The following is a 17,230-nucleotide window of genomic DNA, read 5'->3' as shown; positions in this document are numbered from 1 at the left end:
CAATGACAGTTAAAGAAACTAAATGGTGGCAATCAGCCGTACTTTATCAAATATACCCACGTAGTTTTCAAGATACAGATGGTGATGGAATCGGAGATTTGAATGGAATTATTGAACGATTAGACTATCTGCAAAAATTGGGAATTACTGCAATTTGGCTTAGTCCTGTGTATAAATCACCTAATGATGATAACGGATACGATATCAGTGATTATGAAGACATTATGGATGAGTTTGGAACTATGGACGATATGGATAAATTAATTGAAGAGGCTCGGTCGAGAGATATCAGAATTATTATGGATTTAGTCGTTAATCATACCTCCGATGAGCATCCATGGTTTATTGAAGCAAAAAAAGGTAAGGATAATAAATATCGTGATTACTATATTTGGCGTGAGCCTGTTGATGGTGATGTACCTAATGATTTAGACTCAACATTTAGTGGGAGTGCTTGGGAATACGACGAAATGAGCGGTCAATATTATTTACATTTATTTAGTAAGAAGCAGCCAGATTTAAATTGGGAAAACGAACAGGTTAGACAATCTGTAAATGATATGATGAACTTCTGGTTAGACAAAGGCGTTGGCGGATTCCGGATGGACGTCATTGATTTAATCGGAAAACAGCCTGATGAAAAAATTACTGGGAATGGTCCTAAACTGCATGAGTATCTGCATGATATGAATCGGGCAAGCTTTGGTAATTATGATGTAATGACGGTTGGTGAAACATGGGGTGCGACACCTGAAATTGCCAAACTATATTCAAACCCAACAAGGGAAGAATTATCAATGGTGTTTCAATTTGAACATATCAGTCTTGATCAACAAAAAGATAAAGATAAATGGGATCTTAAACCATTAGAAATACGTGAGTTAAAAACAGTATTATCTAAATGGCAAACTTCTTTAGGTCATGAAGGATGGAATAGCTTATTTTGGAATAATCATGATTTGCCTAGAATCGTTTCACGATGGGGTAATGATCAAGAATACCGTGATCGTTCTGCAAAAGCATTTGCAATTTTACTTCATCTCATGAAGGGTACGCCCTATATATATCAGGGTGAGGAAATCGGTATGACAAATTGTCCGGTGTCATCGATTGATGAGGTTGAGGATATTGAAAGTGTCAATATGTATCATGATCGATTGAGTAAAGGTTTTACTCAAGAAGAAATTATTGAATCTATCAATGTTAAAGGTCGTGACAATGCAAGAACTCCAATGCAGTGGGATGATACAGTTAATGCAGGTTTTACAACTGGTACACCATGGCTACATGTAAATCCGAATTATAAAGAGATTAATGTAAAAGCAGCATTGTCTGATCAACAGTCAATCTTTTATACATATCAAAGATTGATTTCTTTACGCAAACAGCATCCGCTAATTGTTTGGGGAGAGTATGAGCTGCTGGAAGATACGGCTGACAAAGTCTTTGCATATAAGCGTTCTTATCAAGGACAGACTATTTTAGTAGTGGTTAATCTATCGGATGAACCGCAATTATTTAATTGTGATACTCAAATAAAAGCAACATGGATATCAAATACAACGGAAAAAATATCGTTAAAAGATATGGTTCTCCAGCCTTGGGAAGCATTTGCAGTGGAAATCTAAAAAACATCTCCTAGATTAATCTAGGAGATGTTTATTTTTTTTAATCATTTTTTTTATTTCTGTTCGACTAGTACCACCGTATGAGGTTCTCCTGTTCATCGCAACGCGTGAATCCAATGCCGTATAGATATCATCTGTAATAGTTGGATTAATTTTTTGATAGTCGCTCAAAGGAATGTCTTGTAAGTAGATACCTTGCTGAATACAAGAAAGAACTAATTCACCGACAATTTCATGTGCTTGTCTAAAAGGTACACCATTTGACGCTAAGTAATCTGCCAATTCAGTAGCATTGGAAAAATCTTTATTTGTACTTTCTTCCATAATATTTTTATTAACTGTCATTGTATCAATCATCCCAGCAAGGGAACGAAGTGATAGTGTTAAGGTTGTAACTGTATCAAACATACCTTCTTTATCTTCTTGCAGGTCTTTGTTATATGCCAGAGGCAATCCTTTTAAAGTAGTCAGTAGCCCTAATAAATGACCATAAACTCGACCAGTTTTTCCACGGATTAATTCAGCGTAATCAGAATTTTTCTTCTGCGGCATAATTGAGCTACCAGTGGCATACGCATCCGCTAATTCAATAAATTGAAATTCAAATGATGTCCATAGAATTAATTCTTCACAAAAACGTGAGAGATGCATCATCAAAATAGATGCATTACTTAAAAATTCTAAAATAAAATCACGGTCACTTACGCCGTCAAGACTGTTATCATATACGGCTGAGAAGCCTAATTCTTCAGCTGTTTGGAATCGATCAATCGGGAAAGTTGTTCCTGCTAAGGCCGCACATCCTAGTGGTGAGATATCGATTCGTTTCAAACTGTCTTCCAGTCTAGCTTTATCACGTTGCAACATTTGAAAATAAGCTAAAAGATGATGTGCAAATGAAATAGGTTGGGCATGCTGCAAGTGTGTATATCCTGGTATTAGTGTATCAATGTTTTGTTCAGCTTGAGAGAGAATACTTCTTTGTACAACAGTAACCAGTTCTATCAAAAGGGATACTTGTTTTTTTAGGTAAAGGTGCATATCAGTTGCGACTTGATCGTTTCGGCTGCGAGCAGTATGCAATTTTCCGGCGACACTGCCGATTCTTTCGTGCAGTGCTTGCTCAATGTTGAGATGTATGTCTTCATTGGCTAAAGAAAAATTAAACTGATTTTCTTCAATATCGGCAAGAATGGATAATAGTCCAGCCTTGATTTGATCTTTTTCTGCTGGACTAATGATACTAGCTGCCGCAAGCATATTGACGTGGGCAATACTTCCCTGAATATCTTCAGCAGCTAATTGGTAATCAAATGATATTGAAGAGCCGAATTTATTTAACCAGTCTGCACTTTGTTCTTGGAATCGTCCGCCCCATAATTTTTTCATATTTTGACCTGCCTTTTATAATGTGTCATCAAATTGATGATTAGCTTCTGAATAAACTTTTGATGGTAATCCCCAAAGTTGAATAAAACCAACTGCAGCCTCTTGATTAAATTCGTCGGCTGAAGTATAAGTTGCTAACTGTTCACTGTAAAGACTGTTCGCAGATTTTCTTCCTTCAACTATGACATGTCCCTTAAATAATTTTACCCGAACCAAGCCGTTAACACATGTTTGAGTTGATCGGATAAACGCTTTTAACGCATCTGTCAAAGGATTAAACCAAAGGCCGTCGTAAATCATCTGTGCTAATTGCTGTTCAATCAAAGGTTTAAAATGAGCTGTTTCTTTAATCAATGTTAAATCTTCTAGTTCTTTGTGTGCTGTTAATATTACTTCAGCACCCGGACATTCATAAACCTCACGTGATTTAATTCCGATGAGACGATTTTCAATATGATCAATTCGTCCAATACCATGTTTGCCTGCCATTTTGTTTAACTTTAAAATTAAGTCTGCTAGTGGCAGCTGTTCATCGTCCAGTTTAATAGGTATGCCTTGCTTAAAGGTTAACTCAATAATTTCTGGTGTATCGGGAGTATCTTGAAGAGCAGCTGTCAAATCGTAGGCATCTTCTGGTGGTGTAATCCAAGGATCTTCTAAGACACCGCACTCGTTTGCGCGTCCCCATAGGTTTTGATCAATAGAATAGGGACTGTCGAGGTTGATTGGTACAGGGATATTTTTTTCTTTTGCGTAAGCTATTTCTTCTTCACGAGACCATTTCCATTCTCTTACAGGAGCAATAACTTGAATAGTCGGATCAAGTGTTGCTATAGCAACTTCAAAACGTACTTGATCGTTTCCTTTACCTGTGCAGCCGTGTGCAATAGCATCAGCTTGAGTATCATGTGCTAATTCAACAAGTTTTTTTGCAATGAGCGGTCGAGATAGAGCGGAGACCAAAGGATATTTTCCTTCATACATTGTATTTGCCTGAATGGCAACAGCAACATAGTCTTGCGCGAATTCTTCTTTAACGTCTATTGTAAATGAATCACTCGCACCTACTTCTAATGCTTTTTGTCGAATACTGTCTAGGTCTTTACCTTCACCAACGTCTAAACAACAAGCAATAACATCGTAGCCTAAATTTAATAACCATTGAATAGAAACGGAAGTATCTAAACCTCCAGAATATGCAAGAATAACCTTTTTATCCATAATTATATTCCTCCTGTACAAATCTCTTGATTTTATGTTATTACTATATCAATATTTATTCATTTTATCAAGTTTTTAACGAATATTTATTTATAAAAAACAGTATAATTAATTTTTTATTCAAAAAAATGAATATTAAGTGATGTAAACAGTTTCAATGAACTGGTTGCGAAGTTATGATAATATGCTAAAATAAAATTATCTTATATAAGGGAGTTGTTGTTATGCCAATCGTTCATATTGAATTACTGGAAGGTCGTACGCAAGATCAAAAAGATGCAATGGTAAAAGACGTTACAGAGGCTATTGTAAAAAATACTGGTGCACAAACTGAAAATGTTCATATCATTGTATCTGATATGAAAAAAGGAAATTATGCAGTAGGCGGTATTACTAAAAAATAATCAAAAACAGCGACTCTCCAATAATTATCTAAATATCTGACCTTTTATCTAGAAATTTACTATTGAATATGCTAGAATTATAAAGATGTCAAGAGAACTAGAAGAGATATGGAGGGTACATCTGTGTATAAACTCTTATTAGCTATCATGTTAATTTTATCAGTTTTAATTATTATTGCTGTAATGATGCAACCTAGTAAACAAAATAATGCAGCCAGCGCTTTTTCAGGTGGTGCCGGAGAGCTTTTTGGCAAAACAAAAGCTAGAGGTTTTGAAGCATTTATGAAGCGTGCGACAACCGTTATGGGAGTGACTTGGATGGTTATTGCAGTTGCTTTAGCATATTTATCATCAAAATAATTAAAAATGAGTCTCCTGTTTCTGACAGGAGCTTTTTTTATTGTTACAATTAAGCTAAAATTTAGAGATGTAGGTGATTGGTTTGGAAAATAAACAAATTTATTTTACAGGTGGTACACAAGCTGTGTTATTGCTACATGCTTATACTGGCAGTCCTAATGATGTGAGAATGCTTGCTAGACGAATGGAACGAGAAGGCTACACAGTATTAGCGCCACTTTTTTCAGGACACGGGACGCAAGATCCTATGTATATTTTACATCAGCATCCGAATATTTGGTGGCAAGATGCTATCGAAGCTAAAGATTTTTTGAAATCAGAAGGTTATGAAAAAATAATCGTATTTGGTTTAAGTTTAGGAGGAATTTATGCAATTCGATTAATTGAGGAATTTACAGAAGATGTGTTAGGTGGAGGATCTTTTAGTTCTCCATTGATTGCTGAGCGCAATCATGACATATTTCCCAATTTCTTGAAGTATTGCGAGTTAGTTTATCAAAAAAATGGTTTATCAGCAGTTGAAATTGCTGAAAAGTTAAAAGCAATAGATAGTCCGCTGCGTAACCAGTTACACGAAATCGCTATAATGACACAGCGTGTAACTGATCAATTATCTACTATTAAATATCCAATATTTTTAGCACAATCTGGCCAAGATGAAATGGTTGATGCTAAGTCTGTTTATGACGCAGCATCATACTTAACGAATATCAACCATGAAGTACACTGGTATGCTGACAGTACGCATGTCTTGACAGTTAGCCGTAACCGTAAAGAATTTGAAAATGATGTCATTCATTTTATAGAAAAAATAGTTTAAAGAGGAGGGGCAAGATGACTAAAAAAGTAAAAGATTTAGTTTTGACTTATTTACGGAATAGTAAGAAACAAACCTTTTCGATAGAACAATTGGCAGAAAGTTTGAATTTTCAAAAAAGTTTTGACTTTAAAATGCTGGTACAAACAATTGCACAAATGGAGCGTGAAGGAACTATTGTGTTCAGTAAAAAGGGTAAAGTCAAATTATCTAAAAAAAATAATATACTGACAGGAACGTTTAGAGCAAATGAGCGTGGCTTCGGATTTGTTTCAATTGACGATGAAGAAGATGATGTCTTTATTCCAAAAGGAATGACAAACTTTGCGCTTGAAGGTGATACTGTCAATATTGATATATTGAAATCTGGAAATCCAATCGAAGGTCAAGCAGCAGAAGGAAAAGTAATAAACATACAAAAACGAGGTTACACACAATTAGTTGGGATATTCACAAAATATTCAGAGAAAGAACGTAATGAATCTGGTTTGTATGGAGTTGTGATTCCAAAGGATAAAAAAATTTCGATGTATAAAGTATTTATTGCGGCGGAGGGTATCGAACCAGAAGATGGAAGTGTCGTGCTTGTTGAAATCACTCATTATCCCGAGGTAGATTATACAGCCAGTTTTGAAGGTTTAGTGAAAAACGTTATTGGTCATAAAAATGATCCTGGTATGGACATTTTATCAATCGTCTTACAATTAGGAATACCAATCGATTTTGAGTCAGAGACGTTAGCTGAAGCTGAACAATTGGCAGACAGTGTGTCTCCGGAAGAAATTGAGGGACGACGAGATTTAAGAGATAAAGATATTGTGACGATCGATGGAGCTGAGGCTAAAGATTTAGATGATGCCGTTCGAGTTGAAAAACAAGAAAATGGTAATTATCTTCTAGGAGTTTATATTGCGGACGTTTCTCACTATGTGACAGAGACGAGTGCACTAGACCTGGAGGCAGAGGATCGAGCAACATCCGTTTATTTAACAGATCGAGTTATTCCAATGCTGCCTAGAAAACTGTCAAACGGTATTTGTTCATTGAATCCAAAGGTTGACCGATTAGTGATGTCATGTGAAATGGAAATTACTCCTGATGGTGAAGTCATCCATTACGATATTTTTGAAGGCGTCATTCATTCAAAAGCAAGAATGACTTATCAGGCAGTGAATGAAATTCTAGAGAAGTCAAACCCCGAGACGTTACAAGAATATGCGGATTTCGTTAGTTTATTTGAAACAATGGCAGAATTACACCATATTCTAGAAGAAAAACGAATGAGTAGGGGAGCCATTTCTTTTGATAGTCGTGAAGCTCAAATAGTCGTTGATACTGAAGGGCATCCACAAGATATTATTTTAAGGACTCGAGGAACTGCGGAGCGATTAATTGAGTCATTTATGTTGGCTGCAAATGAAACAGTTGCGAGACATTACTATCGACAAGATTTACCATTTATTTATCGAATTCATGAACAACCTAAAGAAGAAAAAGTACAGAGATTTTTTGAATTTATTACAAATTTCGGTATTATCGTAAAAGGTGAGAAAGATAGCGTTGAACCAAAAGAATTGCAGAGTGTACTCGATAAGGCGGCTGGACTACCAGAAGAACCGGTTATAAATATGATGTTATTGCGTAGTATGCAGCAGGCAAAATATTCAGAGAATCCTGTGGGACATTATGGATTAGCAGCTGACGATTATACACACTTTACCTCACCTATTCGACGATATCCAGATTTATTGGTACATCGCTTGATTAAAACTTACAATAAACAGCCTGTATCTCAAAAAACAAAAAATAAATGGGAAGGTCTAATACCAGATATCGCTGACCATAGTTCAAAGATGGAGCGTCGGGCTGTTGAGGCCGAACGTGAAACCGATAAAATGAAAAAAGCTGAGTTCATGCAAGGTAAAATTGGTGAAGAATATGATGGTGTTATCACTTCGATTACTAAGTTTGGTATGTTTATTGAGTTAGATAATACAGTGGAAGGCTTGATTCATGTCAATCAGTTGAAAGATGATTACTATCATTTTATTGAAAGTCATTTAGCCCTGGTTGGGGAACGAACAGGAACTGTATACAAAATTGGTCAGAGTGTCACTGTCAAAGTTGCAAAGGCTGATGCTGAGACACGTGAAATTGATTTTGAATTACTCTGTGCTGAAACGATAAAGGATGCGCAGCTTTTGCTTAGAAAACCGAAAAAAGATAGTCGCAATCATAAAAATAGTCGTTCAAAAGAAATTTCTAGCAGACATCAAAATAGTAGTAATAGAAAAAATAAAAAGAATAAATCAAAAGGAAAAAATGGAAAACAGCCTTTTTATAAAAAAGTTGCCAAAAAATCTAAAGGAAAAAAGAAGAAAAAATGAGGTGAGTAGATGCCAAAAGGTGATGGAAATTTAATAGCTCAGAATCGTAAAGCGCGACATGATTACACGGTTATTGAAACAGTTGAAGCCGGAATTGTATTGCAAGGAACGGAAATTAAGGCGATACGGCAACGTCGTGTTAACTTAAAGGATGGCTTTGCCCGAGTGATGAATGGAGAATTATTTTTAATGAATGTTCATATCAGTCCATATGAACATGGAAATATCTTTAATCATGACCCGCTGCGAACAAGGAAACTTTTAGTTCATAAGAAACAAATCCGTAAATTAGTTGATGAAACAAAAAATAAAGGAATAACGTTGATTCCTTTAAAATTATACATTAAAGATGGTTTTGCAAAAGTATTAATAGGTGTTGCAAAGGGTAAAAAACAATATGATAAGCGAGAAGACATTAAGCGTCGTGATATGAATCGGGAAATAGACCGTTCATTAAAAATAAGATAATTAAAAATTAGTGAAAACTCATGCCATTTTAATAATAAAATAGCGTGAGTTTTTTATATAGTTAGTCTGTTCACAATGGTAGCGCATTGATTTTCATATCATAAAAAATCCTTGCTGTGAAAGGGATTGATTCCTTTTTTTTATGAGAAAATCACGAATTTACTTTGTGTTATTGCGAATTTGGTGGTATCATAATTCTAGTTGGTTTTCATAATATAGAGAGCTGACGTCTAGTTGGTGATGGGCATTTTTTATGAGACATCATCTTTAACATGAGTAGTAAAACTCCTTGTAAGGAGTGATTTCTAAAGGAAAAGGGGTGAAGTCTGTGGCAGAGAAATCCTGGATAGTGGAAATTGGAGGAATTTATTTTGATTTAACGGTATGCTTGATGATTGTACTGACATGCTTGATTGTTTTTGGGATTGTCTATTTTTGCAGTCGAAATCTACAAATGAAACCCAAAGGAAAGCAAAATGTATTGGAGTTTTTAATTGACTTTGTGCGAAATATTGTTTCTGACAATGTACCAAGCAAGGAAGTTAACACTTATCATTTGTTAGGTTTCACATTCTTTATGTTTGTATTAGTATCAAACATTTTAGGATTAATAACAAAAGTTGTTCTTTTCCGAGGTTCGGAAGAAATTTCAGTGTGGAAGAGTCCAACAGCTGATCCATTGGTTACTTTAACTTTAGCATTTATGGTAATTATTTTAAGTAACTATTTCGGTGTGGAAAAACAAGGTGTAAAAAACTATTTTATTAATAGTTTTGCTAAACCGACAGCTATTTTATTACCAATCAAATTGGTTGAAGAATTTACTAACGTATTGACGTTGGGTCTTCGTCTTTATGGTAATATTTTTGCTGGTGAGGTGTTATTATCTTTGATTGCTAATTTAGGAGCAAGTAGTCCTGCCAAGTTTGTTTTGGCCTTGCCGCTTGAAGTTATCTGGCAAGGGTTCTCACTATTTATCGGCGGGGTTCAAGCATTCATCTTTGTAACTTTGATGATGGTTTATGTGTCTCATAAAGTCGAAGTAGAAGAAGAAATGTAAATATCGAAAGTATCACAGTATTAAAATTATTAAACACAATATTAGGAGGAGATCAGCAATGCAATATATCGCAGCAGCTATCGCAGTATTAGGAGCAGCTATTGGAGCAGCTTATGGTAATGGACAAGTAATATCTAAAACAATCGAGTCAATGACTCGTCAACCTGAAATGTCTGGACAATTAAGAGGGACTATGTTTGTCGGCGTTGCGTTAATTGAAGCCGTTCCTATTTTAGGTGTGGTTATCGCGTTAATCTTGGTCTTCAAGTAGTATCTACAACAATGATATAGAGACATCACAGTTATGATAAGCCTATTTATAATAGGTTTTTTGATGTCATGGAAGGATGTGTAGTAGTAAAATGAACAACTCGTTAGTCGTAGCTAGCTCAGGGCAAACTACGCTTAGTACAATCCTTTTTGTCATAGTTTCATTTATCATTTTATTATTGGCTTTAAAGAAGTTCGCATGGGGACCAGTTGTCAACATGATGCAAGAGCGTCAAGACAAGATTGCAAACGACATTGATAATGCCGAAAAATCTAGAAATGAAGCTAGTTCTTTATTGCAACAACGGGAAGACGAATTAAGGAAAGCACGTACTGAAGCACAAAAAATTATTGCTCAAGCTAAGGAAACTGCCGACAATAGCGCACATGCTATCTTAATCGAAGCAGACAAACATTCTAAACAAATGAAAAAACAAGCTGAAGACGACATTAATAATGAACGTAATCGCATGTTAGAAGACGCAAAAAATGAAATTGCAGATTTATCTATTGAAATTGCTTCAAAAATCTTGAAAAAAGAATTGTCGCCTGCAACTCATCAAGAGTTAATTCAATCAAGTATTGAAAAACTTGGAGTTGCCGATGATGAATAGACAATATGCAGTAGCTAGAACTTACGGTAAAGCATTATTCACAGAGGCTATTGAATTAAAAGAACTTGCTGAAGTTTATCAAGAAGTCCTTCAATTACGTGAAGTTTATCATCGTGTTCCGGATTTAGGCGAGATTCTAAGCGATGATCGTTTATCTGGCTATGAAAAAGTCAATATTGTCAAAGATTTGGAAAATAGTTTTGGGAATACAGTTTCTAAATTTATTCATGCCGTTTATGATTATGGACGAATGGCTGATATGCCTGAAATTATTGATGAGTTTGAAAAACTTTATTATGAACATTTTGGGATCATGGTCGTTGATGTAACTACAGCTGTGGCATTAACGATGGATCAACGTCATGAACTAGAAGATAGGCTAGCGAAGCGTCTAAACGCAAATAAAGTTGTTTTGCGTCCAAGGTTAGACCCAAAAATTATGGGTGGAATTATTATAGAAGCTGAGCATCGCATAATTGATCAAAGTGTGAGATCTCAATTAGAGAGAGTTCATGCTGACTTATTAAGCTGATGCTTGTTGACAAGGTGAGAGGTGAAATACATGAGTATTAGAGCGGAAGAAATCAGTTCGCATATAAAACAGCAACTTGCTAAATACGAAGAGTCTCTAACTGTCGATGAAGTTGGTACAGTATCATATGTTGGGGACGGTATTGCACGTGCTTACGGTTTAGAAAATGCTATGTCTGGTGAATTATTGGAATTTGACAATGGTGTCATGGGTATGGCGCAGAATTTAGAGTCTGAAAGTGTTGGTATCATAATATTAGGTGATTTTGGTCATATACGTGAAGGCGATAAAGTTAAACGTACTGGTAAAATCATGGAGGTTCCTGTTGGGGACGCTTTAATTGGGCGTGTCGTTAATCCTTTAGGTCAGCCTATTGATGGGCTAGGACCGATTGATACAAGAAAAACACGGCCAATTGAAGCTGCAGCTCCGGGTGTTATGGCACGTAAATCTGTTGATGAGCCATTGCAAACTGGTATTAAAGCTATTGATGCGTTAGTTCCAATTGGACGTGGACAACGTGAGTTAATCATTGGTGACCGTAAAACAGGTAAAACGTCAATAGCTATTGACACAATAATTAATCAACACGATCAGGATATGATTTGTATTTATGTAGCAATCGGGCAAAAAGAATCGACCGTCCGAAGTCAAGTAGAGATATTAAAAAAATATGGTGCAATGGATTATACCATTGTCGTATCTGCTAGTGCATCACAACCTGCGCCATTGCTTTATTTAGCACCATATGCCGGTGCAGCGATGGGTGAAGAGTTTATGTACAATGGTAAACACGTATTAGTTGTTTATGATGATTTATCAAAACAAGCAGCAGCGTATCGTGAAATTTCACTACTATTGAGACGTCCACCAGGTCGTGAAGCATTTCCAGGGGATGTATTCTATTTACACTCACGTTTATTAGAACGTGCAGCTAAATTAAATGATTCTTTAGGCGGTGGCTCTATGACAGCATTGCCGTTTGTTGAAACTCAAGCGGGAGATATTTCTGCTTATATTCCAACAAATGTGATTTCTATCACTGATGGACAAATATTCTTAGAAAGTGATTTGTTTTATTCAGGAGTTCGTCCGGCTATTGATGCAGGTCTTTCTGTGTCACGTGTGGGTGGTTCTGCACAAATCAAGGCAATGAAAAAAGTTGCTGGTACATTACGTATTGATTTAGCTAGTTACCGTGAATTAGAAGCATTTACACAATTTGGCTCAGATTTAGATGCAGCAACACAAGCGAAATTAAATCGTGGTAAACGAACTGTAGAAGTTTTAAAACAAAATGTTCATGAACCAATTTCAGTAGAGAAACAAGTATTGATTCTTTATGCATTAACAAATGGTTTCTTAGATACTATACCTGTTAATGATATTGCCAGATTTGAAAAAGAAGTTTGCGAATATGTTGAAAATAACTACCCAGCAATTTTTGATACAATTAAAAATTCTAAGAATTTACCAGATCCTGATGATATCAATAAAGCAATTGATGAATTTAAAGGAATCTTTTCATCAAGTAAATTCTCAGTAGCTGATGAATTGAAATAATCTTAGGAAAGTGGTGATTGAAAATGGGCGGTTCACTTATCGATATTAAGAAGAGAATAGCTTCGACAAAAAAGACGAGTCAAATTACCAGTGCCATGCAGATGGTTGCTGCTTCAAAATTGACGAAATCCGAACAATCATCCCGACGTTTTCAAGAGTATGCCTCAAAGGTGAGATCCATAACAACTCACTTAGCATCTTCTCAATTGAAAGACATTGAAAGTGCTGATTCATCAGATTTTGATAATAATAAGATGAAGATGTACAATAAATTGTTAATTGAGAGACCAGTTAAAAAGACTGGCTATATCGTTATCACATCTGATAAAGGACTAGCAGGCGGTTATAATAGTTCAATTATTAAAAAAACACTTGAAATATTAAACCAAGACCACAAGAGTGCTGAAGAATTTGTCCTAATGGCAATCGGTTCTAACGGCTCAGATTTCTTTAAACACCGTGATATGCCTGTTGCTTATGAACTTAGAGGACTAAGCGATTACCCAAATTATGATGAAGTACGAAAAATTGTGAATTCAGCGATTCAAATGTATAATAATGAAGTTTTTGATGAGTTGTACGTATGTTATAACCATCACGTTAACACATTATCATCAGCGTTTCGTGCTGAAAAAATGTTGCCGATTACCGACTTAGATGCAAATGAAGCCACTGAATATGAACAAGAGTATATTTTAGAACCTAGTGAAGAAGCTATTCTAAACACACTGTTACCGTTATATGCTGAAAGCTTAATATATGGAGCAGTTCTAGATTCTAAAACAGCTGAACATGCAGCTCGTATGACAGCGATGAAGAGTGCCACTGAAAACGCAAGTAGTATTATTGATGATTTGACCATCAAATTCAACCGTGCACGCCAAGCCGCAATCACTGAAGAAATTACAGAAATTGTCGGCGGGGCAGCCGCACTAGAAGAATAACGGGGAGGAAGACGATTAATGAAAGTAGGAAAAATAGTCCAAGTAATTGGTCCCGTTGTTGACGTAGCATTTCCGTTAGATCAATCGTTGCCTGATATAAATGATGCTTTGGTTGTTTATAAATCAGAAAGCAAACAAAAAGTTGTTCTTGAAGTTACGTTAGAACTAGGTGATGGAGTTGTTCGTACCATTGCCATGGAATCAACAGATGGACTGCAACGCGGTATGGAAGTTTTAGCGACTGGTTCTGCAATCAGCGTTCCGGTAGGTGATATTACTTTGGGACGCGTATTCAACGTGTTAGGAGAGCCTATCGATTTAGATGGTCCTCTTAGTGAAGATGTTGAGCGTCACGGCATCCATACAAAAGCTCCAGTATATGAAAATTTGAGTACAAACACTGAAGTTCTTGAAACAGGGATTAAAGTTATTGATTTATTAGCACCTTACTTGAAAGGTGGTAAAGTTGGTTTGTTCGGTGGTGCCGGTGTTGGTAAAACCGTACTGATTCAAGAATTAATTCATAATATTGCACAAGAACATGGTGGTATTTCTGTTTTTGCCGGTGTTGGTGAAAGAACACGTGAAGGTAATGACTTGTATTTTGAAATGAAAGATTCAGGTGTTATTACGAAAACAGCCATGGTATTTGGCCAAATGAATGAACCACCTGGTGCCAGAATGCGTGTTGCGTTAACTGGATTGACAATGGCTGAGTATTTCCGTGACCAAGAAAAGCAAGATGTTTTATTATTTATTGATAACATCTTCCGTTTTACACAAGCTGGTTCAGAAGTTTCTGCCTTGTTAGGACGTATGCCTTCTGCTGTTGGTTACCAACCAACGTTAGCAACAGAGATGGGACAATTACAAGAACGTATTACATCTACTAAAGATGGTTCGATTACATCGATTCAAGCCATCTATGTACCTGCCGATGACTATACGGATCCAGCTCCTGCAACTGCGTTTGCACATTTGGATTCTACTACTAACTTGGAACGTCATTTAGCTGAGCAAGGTATATATCCAGCAGTTGACCCGTTGGCTTCTTCTTCTAGTGCCTTGGAACCAGGAATTGTCGGTGAAGAACACTATAAAGTAGCAACAGAAGTTCAACACTTGTTACAACGCTATAAGGAATTGCAAGATATTATTGCCATTTTAGGAATGGACGAATTATCTGACGATGAAAAGATTATTGTTGGTCGTGCTCGTCGAGCTCAATTCTTCTTGTCACAAAACTTTAACGTTGCTGAACAATTCACTGGACAACCAGGAAGTTATGTTCCTTTAAGAGAAACAGTTAAAGGCTTTAGAGAAATTTTAGATGGTAAACATGATGATTTGCCTGAAGATGCTTTTAGAAACGTTGGACGAATCGAAGAAGTTATCGAGAAAGCTAATAAAACTGGATATTAATAAGGAGAGATGATAATGAGTTCTTTCGTAGTTAATATCGTTACGCCGAGTGGAATTATTTATGACCATGAAGCGAAATTTCTTGTTGCAAATACAACAAACGGTTCATTGGGGGTTTTACCAAACCATGCTCCGCTAATTGCGCCATTACAAATTGATGCAGTTAGAATCGATTTAAATAATAATGATCATGACCAGTCAGAATGGATTGCTGTAAATGGTGGTATTATTGAAATACGAGATAATGTTGTTACGATTTTAGCAAACAGCGCAGAAACTGAAGGCAATATTGATATAGCTCGTGCTGAAATGGCTAAACAACGTGCAAAAGAAAAAATTGCAATGGCAAAAGAACATAAAGACGAATCCATTGACATGGATCGTGCAGAAGTTGCTTTGCACCGCGCAATCAATCGATTAAATGTTGCAAATAAACATAAATAGTTAAAAAGGTAAAGGATAGCAGAAAATCCTTTACCTTTTTTATTGAAGAAGAGAGAGTGAGAAGATGGGCATACAAGTATATGGTGTTGATACGTTAGTAAGATTTTTTAGTCACCTGGCTTTTATTTATTTGGCATTTTGGAGTTTACAATCACTCCGACTGGACCTTCTATTTAAGAAGGGACAACAATTTGAAAGGCAGATAAAAATATTCTATGTGTTTTTATCAATTGTGTTAGGGTATGGCTCAAGTTCATTCTTTTTGGAGGTCATGTACTTAGTGAGAAATCTATTTTCGAGCTTTTCTTAAATGAGAAATTTCTTCATCAGATATCATTTATTATAAAGTCATGGTATAATATTATCGATTTACTTTATTCCTTATATTCTTGGAGGGAGACAAATGGATTATATCGTTGTTCGTGAGACAAAATCATTAAACGGACAAGTGAAAATTGAAGGAGCTAAAAATGCAGTATTGCCTATATTGGCAGGAGCACTATTAGCTGAAACTGGTGATGTAAAAATTAAAAATGCACCAATACTATCTGATGTATTTACTATGAACAATGTAATAAAATACTTAAACACGGATATCAATTTTGATGAGTCGACAAATACTATTGTAATTAACGCAACAAAACAGTTAAACATCGAAGCACCATTTGAGTATGTATCTCAAATGAGAGCATCGATTGTCGTTATGGGGCCTTTGCTAGCTCGTAATGGCCATGCTAAAGTAGCAATGCCTGGGGGCTGTGCAATTGGAAAGCGTCCAATTGATTTACATCTGAAAGGTTTCCAAGCTTTGGGTGCTGAGATTACGCAAGAGAGTGGTTATATCGAAGCACGTGCGGATAAACTAAAGGGAGCGCGTATTTATTTAGATTTTCCAAGTGTCGGTGCAACCCAAAATATTATGATGGCTGCTGTGAAGGCTGAAGGTGAAACAGTCATTGAAAATGTGGCACGTGAACCTGAAATCGTTGACTTAGCTATCTTTCTAAATAAGATGGGAGCTAAAATTACTGGTGCAGGAACTGAAACTATCAGAATCGAAGGCGTGGAAGCACTCCACGGTGCTGAACATTCAGTTGTACAAGATCGTATCGAAGCCGGTACATTCATGGTGGCAGCAGCCTTGACAAAAGGTAATGTTCTGATTAAGGATGGTATTGTGGAACATAATAAGCCGTTGATTTCTAAATTAGTTGAAATGGGTGTTCAAGTTACTGAAGAAAACGAGGGTATTCGCGTAATTGGTCCGGATAAGTTAAAGGCAACAGATATTAAAACATTGCCGCATCCTGGATTTCCAACTGATATGCAAGCGCAGATGAGCGTTTTGATGACTTTATCTGAAGGTGCTAGCATCTTAACAGAAACCGTTTTTGAAAATCGTTTCCAACATTTAGAAGAAATGAAACGGATGGGTGCAGAGTTCATGGTTTCTGGTAATGTTGCTCGTATAGAGGGTGTCGAAAGCTTTCAAGGTGCCGAAGTATCAGCAACAGATTTAAGGGCAGCTGCTGCACTTATATTAGCGGGACTTCGCGCTGCAGGTATGACGAAAGTCACACATCTAGAATATCTAGACCGTGGTTATTATGATTTTCATAATAAGCTAGCAAAATTAGGTGCTAACATCGAACGTATCTCTGATACAACTGATGAACCTGTGGCAGTATTAGCGGGTAATTAGTAGCA

The 17,230-nt window shown here is 36.3% G+C and carries 18 protein-coding genes; 16 read left to right on the top strand and 2 right to left on the bottom strand.

Going from position 1 to position 17,230, the window contains the following annotated elements; translation table 11 throughout:
* The first annotated feature begins 2 nt into the window (after window positions 1–2).
* Complete coding sequence (locus CBF37_RS02645; RefSeq protein WP_125983164.1) at window positions 3–1,628, top strand: glycoside hydrolase family 13 protein; 1,626 nt, start codon at window positions 3–5, stop codon at window positions 1,626–1,628.
* A 15-nt stretch (window positions 1,629–1,643) separates the two neighbouring features.
* Here the strand turns inward: CBF37_RS02645 and argH are convergent, their stop codons facing one another.
* Both argH and CBF37_RS02635 read right to left on the bottom strand, forming a co-directional pair.
* Window positions 1,644–3,017: an argininosuccinate lyase gene (gene argH, locus CBF37_RS02640; protein WP_125983163.1), complete on the bottom strand. Its 1,374-nt coding sequence runs from the start codon at window positions 3,015–3,017 to the stop codon at window positions 1,644–1,646.
* A 15-nt stretch (window positions 3,018–3,032) separates the two neighbouring features.
* Window positions 3,033–4,238: an argininosuccinate synthase gene (locus tag CBF37_RS02635; RefSeq protein WP_125983162.1), complete on the bottom strand. Its 1,206-nt coding sequence runs from the start codon at window positions 4,236–4,238 to the stop codon at window positions 3,033–3,035.
* Window positions 4,239–4,462: 224 nt separating this feature from the next.
* Between CBF37_RS02635 and CBF37_RS02630 the strand changes: the two genes are divergently transcribed.
* The 15 genes from CBF37_RS02630 to murA all read left to right on the top strand — a co-directional run bounded on the left by CBF37_RS02630 (window position 4,463) and on the right by murA (window position 17,225).
* On the top strand, window positions 4,463–4,642 hold the full coding sequence (locus tag CBF37_RS02630; RefSeq protein WP_125983161.1) for a 2-hydroxymuconate tautomerase: 180 nt from the start codon (window positions 4,463–4,465) through the stop codon (window positions 4,640–4,642).
* A 123-nt stretch (window positions 4,643–4,765) separates the two neighbouring features.
* Window positions 4,766–5,002, top strand: coding sequence for a preprotein translocase subunit SecG (secG, locus tag CBF37_RS02625; protein ID WP_125983160.1), 237 nt, complete (start codon window positions 4,766–4,768; stop codon window positions 5,000–5,002).
* Window positions 5,003–5,084: 82 nt separating this feature from the next.
* Window positions 5,085–5,822, top strand: coding sequence for an alpha/beta hydrolase (locus CBF37_RS02620; RefSeq protein ID WP_165866610.1), 738 nt, complete (start codon window positions 5,085–5,087; stop codon window positions 5,820–5,822).
* A gap of 14 nt (window positions 5,823–5,836) precedes the next feature.
* Window positions 5,837–8,206: a ribonuclease R gene (rnr, locus tag CBF37_RS02615; protein ID WP_125983158.1), complete on the top strand. Its 2,370-nt coding sequence runs from the start codon at window positions 5,837–5,839 to the stop codon at window positions 8,204–8,206.
* Window positions 8,207–8,215: 9 nt separating this feature from the next.
* Window positions 8,216–8,674, top strand: coding sequence for an SsrA-binding protein SmpB (gene smpB, locus CBF37_RS02610; protein WP_125983157.1), 459 nt, complete (start codon window positions 8,216–8,218; stop codon window positions 8,672–8,674).
* A 328-nt stretch (window positions 8,675–9,002) separates the two neighbouring features.
* Window positions 9,003–9,734, top strand: coding sequence for a F0F1 ATP synthase subunit A (atpB, locus tag CBF37_RS02605; RefSeq protein ID WP_125983156.1), 732 nt, complete (start codon window positions 9,003–9,005; stop codon window positions 9,732–9,734).
* Window positions 9,735–9,792: 58 nt separating this feature from the next.
* Entirely contained in the window at window positions 9,793–10,005 is a 213-nt protein-coding gene (gene atpE, locus CBF37_RS02600; RefSeq protein ID WP_125983155.1) for an ATP synthase F0 subunit C, read from the top strand.
* Window positions 10,006–10,096: 91 nt separating this feature from the next.
* A complete protein-coding gene (gene atpF / locus CBF37_RS02595) occupies window positions 10,097–10,618 on the top strand; it encodes a F0F1 ATP synthase subunit B (protein WP_165866609.1) in 522 nt (173 codons plus the stop codon).
* Window positions 10,608–11,150: an ATP synthase F1 subunit delta gene (gene atpH / locus CBF37_RS02590; protein ID WP_125983153.1), complete on the top strand. Its 543-nt coding sequence runs from the start codon at window positions 10,608–10,610 to the stop codon at window positions 11,148–11,150. Before atpF ends, atpH begins: the two co-directional genes overlap by 11 nt.
* 30 nt (window positions 11,151–11,180) lie before the next feature.
* Complete coding sequence (gene atpA / locus CBF37_RS02585) at window positions 11,181–12,713, top strand: F0F1 ATP synthase subunit alpha (RefSeq protein ID WP_125983152.1); 1,533 nt, start codon at window positions 11,181–11,183, stop codon at window positions 12,711–12,713.
* Window positions 12,714–12,736: 23 nt separating this feature from the next.
* On the top strand, window positions 12,737–13,657 hold the full coding sequence (locus CBF37_RS02580; protein ID WP_125983151.1) for a F0F1 ATP synthase subunit gamma: 921 nt from the start codon (window positions 12,737–12,739) through the stop codon (window positions 13,655–13,657).
* Between the two features lie 18 nt (window positions 13,658–13,675).
* Window positions 13,676–15,079 carry a F0F1 ATP synthase subunit beta gene (atpD, locus tag CBF37_RS02575; protein ID WP_125983150.1) on the top strand — a complete coding sequence of 468 codons (1,404 nt, stop codon included), beginning with the start codon at window positions 13,676–13,678 and terminating at the stop codon, window positions 15,077–15,079.
* 15 nt (window positions 15,080–15,094) lie between these two features.
* Entirely contained in the window at window positions 15,095–15,523 is a 429-nt protein-coding gene (locus tag CBF37_RS02570; protein WP_125983149.1) for a F0F1 ATP synthase subunit epsilon, read from the top strand.
* A 70-nt stretch (window positions 15,524–15,593) separates the two neighbouring features.
* A complete protein-coding gene (locus CBF37_RS02565; protein WP_125983253.1) occupies window positions 15,594–15,833 on the top strand; it encodes a DUF1146 family protein in 240 nt (79 codons plus the stop codon).
* A gap of 93 nt (window positions 15,834–15,926) precedes the next feature.
* Window positions 15,927–17,225, top strand: a complete 1,299-nt coding sequence (murA, locus tag CBF37_RS02560; RefSeq protein WP_125983148.1) for a UDP-N-acetylglucosamine 1-carboxyvinyltransferase — start codon at window positions 15,927–15,929, stop codon at window positions 17,223–17,225.
* The last annotated feature ends 5 nt before the right edge of the window (window positions 17,226–17,230 follow it).

The organism is Vagococcus vulneris, assembly GCF_003950515.1.
Lineage (GTDB): Bacteria > Bacillota > Bacilli > Lactobacillales > Vagococcaceae > Vagococcus > Vagococcus vulneris.
Note: the sequence above shows the minus strand (reverse complement) of the source record. Positions and strands in the feature narration are given on the sequence as shown.

What these genes read in the sequence shown, in the direction of transcription:
- CBF37_RS02645 (WP_125983164.1), top strand. Translation starts at nt 3, where the DNA reads ATGACAGTTAAAGAAACTAAATGGTGGCAATCAGCCGTACTTTATCAA.
- argH (WP_125983163.1), bottom strand. Translation starts at nt 3,017, where the DNA reads ATGAAAAAATTATGGGGCGGACGATTCCAAGAACAAAGTGCAGACTGG.
- CBF37_RS02635 (WP_125983162.1), bottom strand. Translation starts at nt 4,238, where the DNA reads ATGGATAAAAAGGTTATTCTTGCATATTCTGGAGGTTTAGATACTTCC.
- CBF37_RS02630 (WP_125983161.1), top strand. Translation starts at nt 4,463, where the DNA reads ATGCCAATCGTTCATATTGAATTACTGGAAGGTCGTACGCAAGATCAA.
- rnr (WP_125983158.1), top strand. Translation starts at nt 5,837, where the DNA reads ATGACTAAAAAAGTAAAAGATTTAGTTTTGACTTATTTACGGAATAGT.
- smpB (WP_125983157.1), top strand. Translation starts at nt 8,216, where the DNA reads ATGCCAAAAGGTGATGGAAATTTAATAGCTCAGAATCGTAAAGCGCGA.
- atpE (WP_125983155.1), top strand. Translation starts at nt 9,793, where the DNA reads ATGCAATATATCGCAGCAGCTATCGCAGTATTAGGAGCAGCTATTGGA.
- atpF (WP_165866609.1), top strand. Translation starts at nt 10,097, where the DNA reads ATGAACAACTCGTTAGTCGTAGCTAGCTCAGGGCAAACTACGCTTAGT.
- atpH (WP_125983153.1), top strand. Translation starts at nt 10,608, where the DNA reads ATGATGAATAGACAATATGCAGTAGCTAGAACTTACGGTAAAGCATTA.
- atpA (WP_125983152.1), top strand. Translation starts at nt 11,181, where the DNA reads ATGAGTATTAGAGCGGAAGAAATCAGTTCGCATATAAAACAGCAACTT.
- CBF37_RS02580 (WP_125983151.1), top strand. Translation starts at nt 12,737, where the DNA reads ATGGGCGGTTCACTTATCGATATTAAGAAGAGAATAGCTTCGACAAAA.
- atpD (WP_125983150.1), top strand. Translation starts at nt 13,676, where the DNA reads ATGAAAGTAGGAAAAATAGTCCAAGTAATTGGTCCCGTTGTTGACGTA.
- CBF37_RS02570 (WP_125983149.1), top strand. Translation starts at nt 15,095, where the DNA reads ATGAGTTCTTTCGTAGTTAATATCGTTACGCCGAGTGGAATTATTTAT.
- murA (WP_125983148.1), top strand. Translation starts at nt 15,927, where the DNA reads ATGGATTATATCGTTGTTCGTGAGACAAAATCATTAAACGGACAAGTG.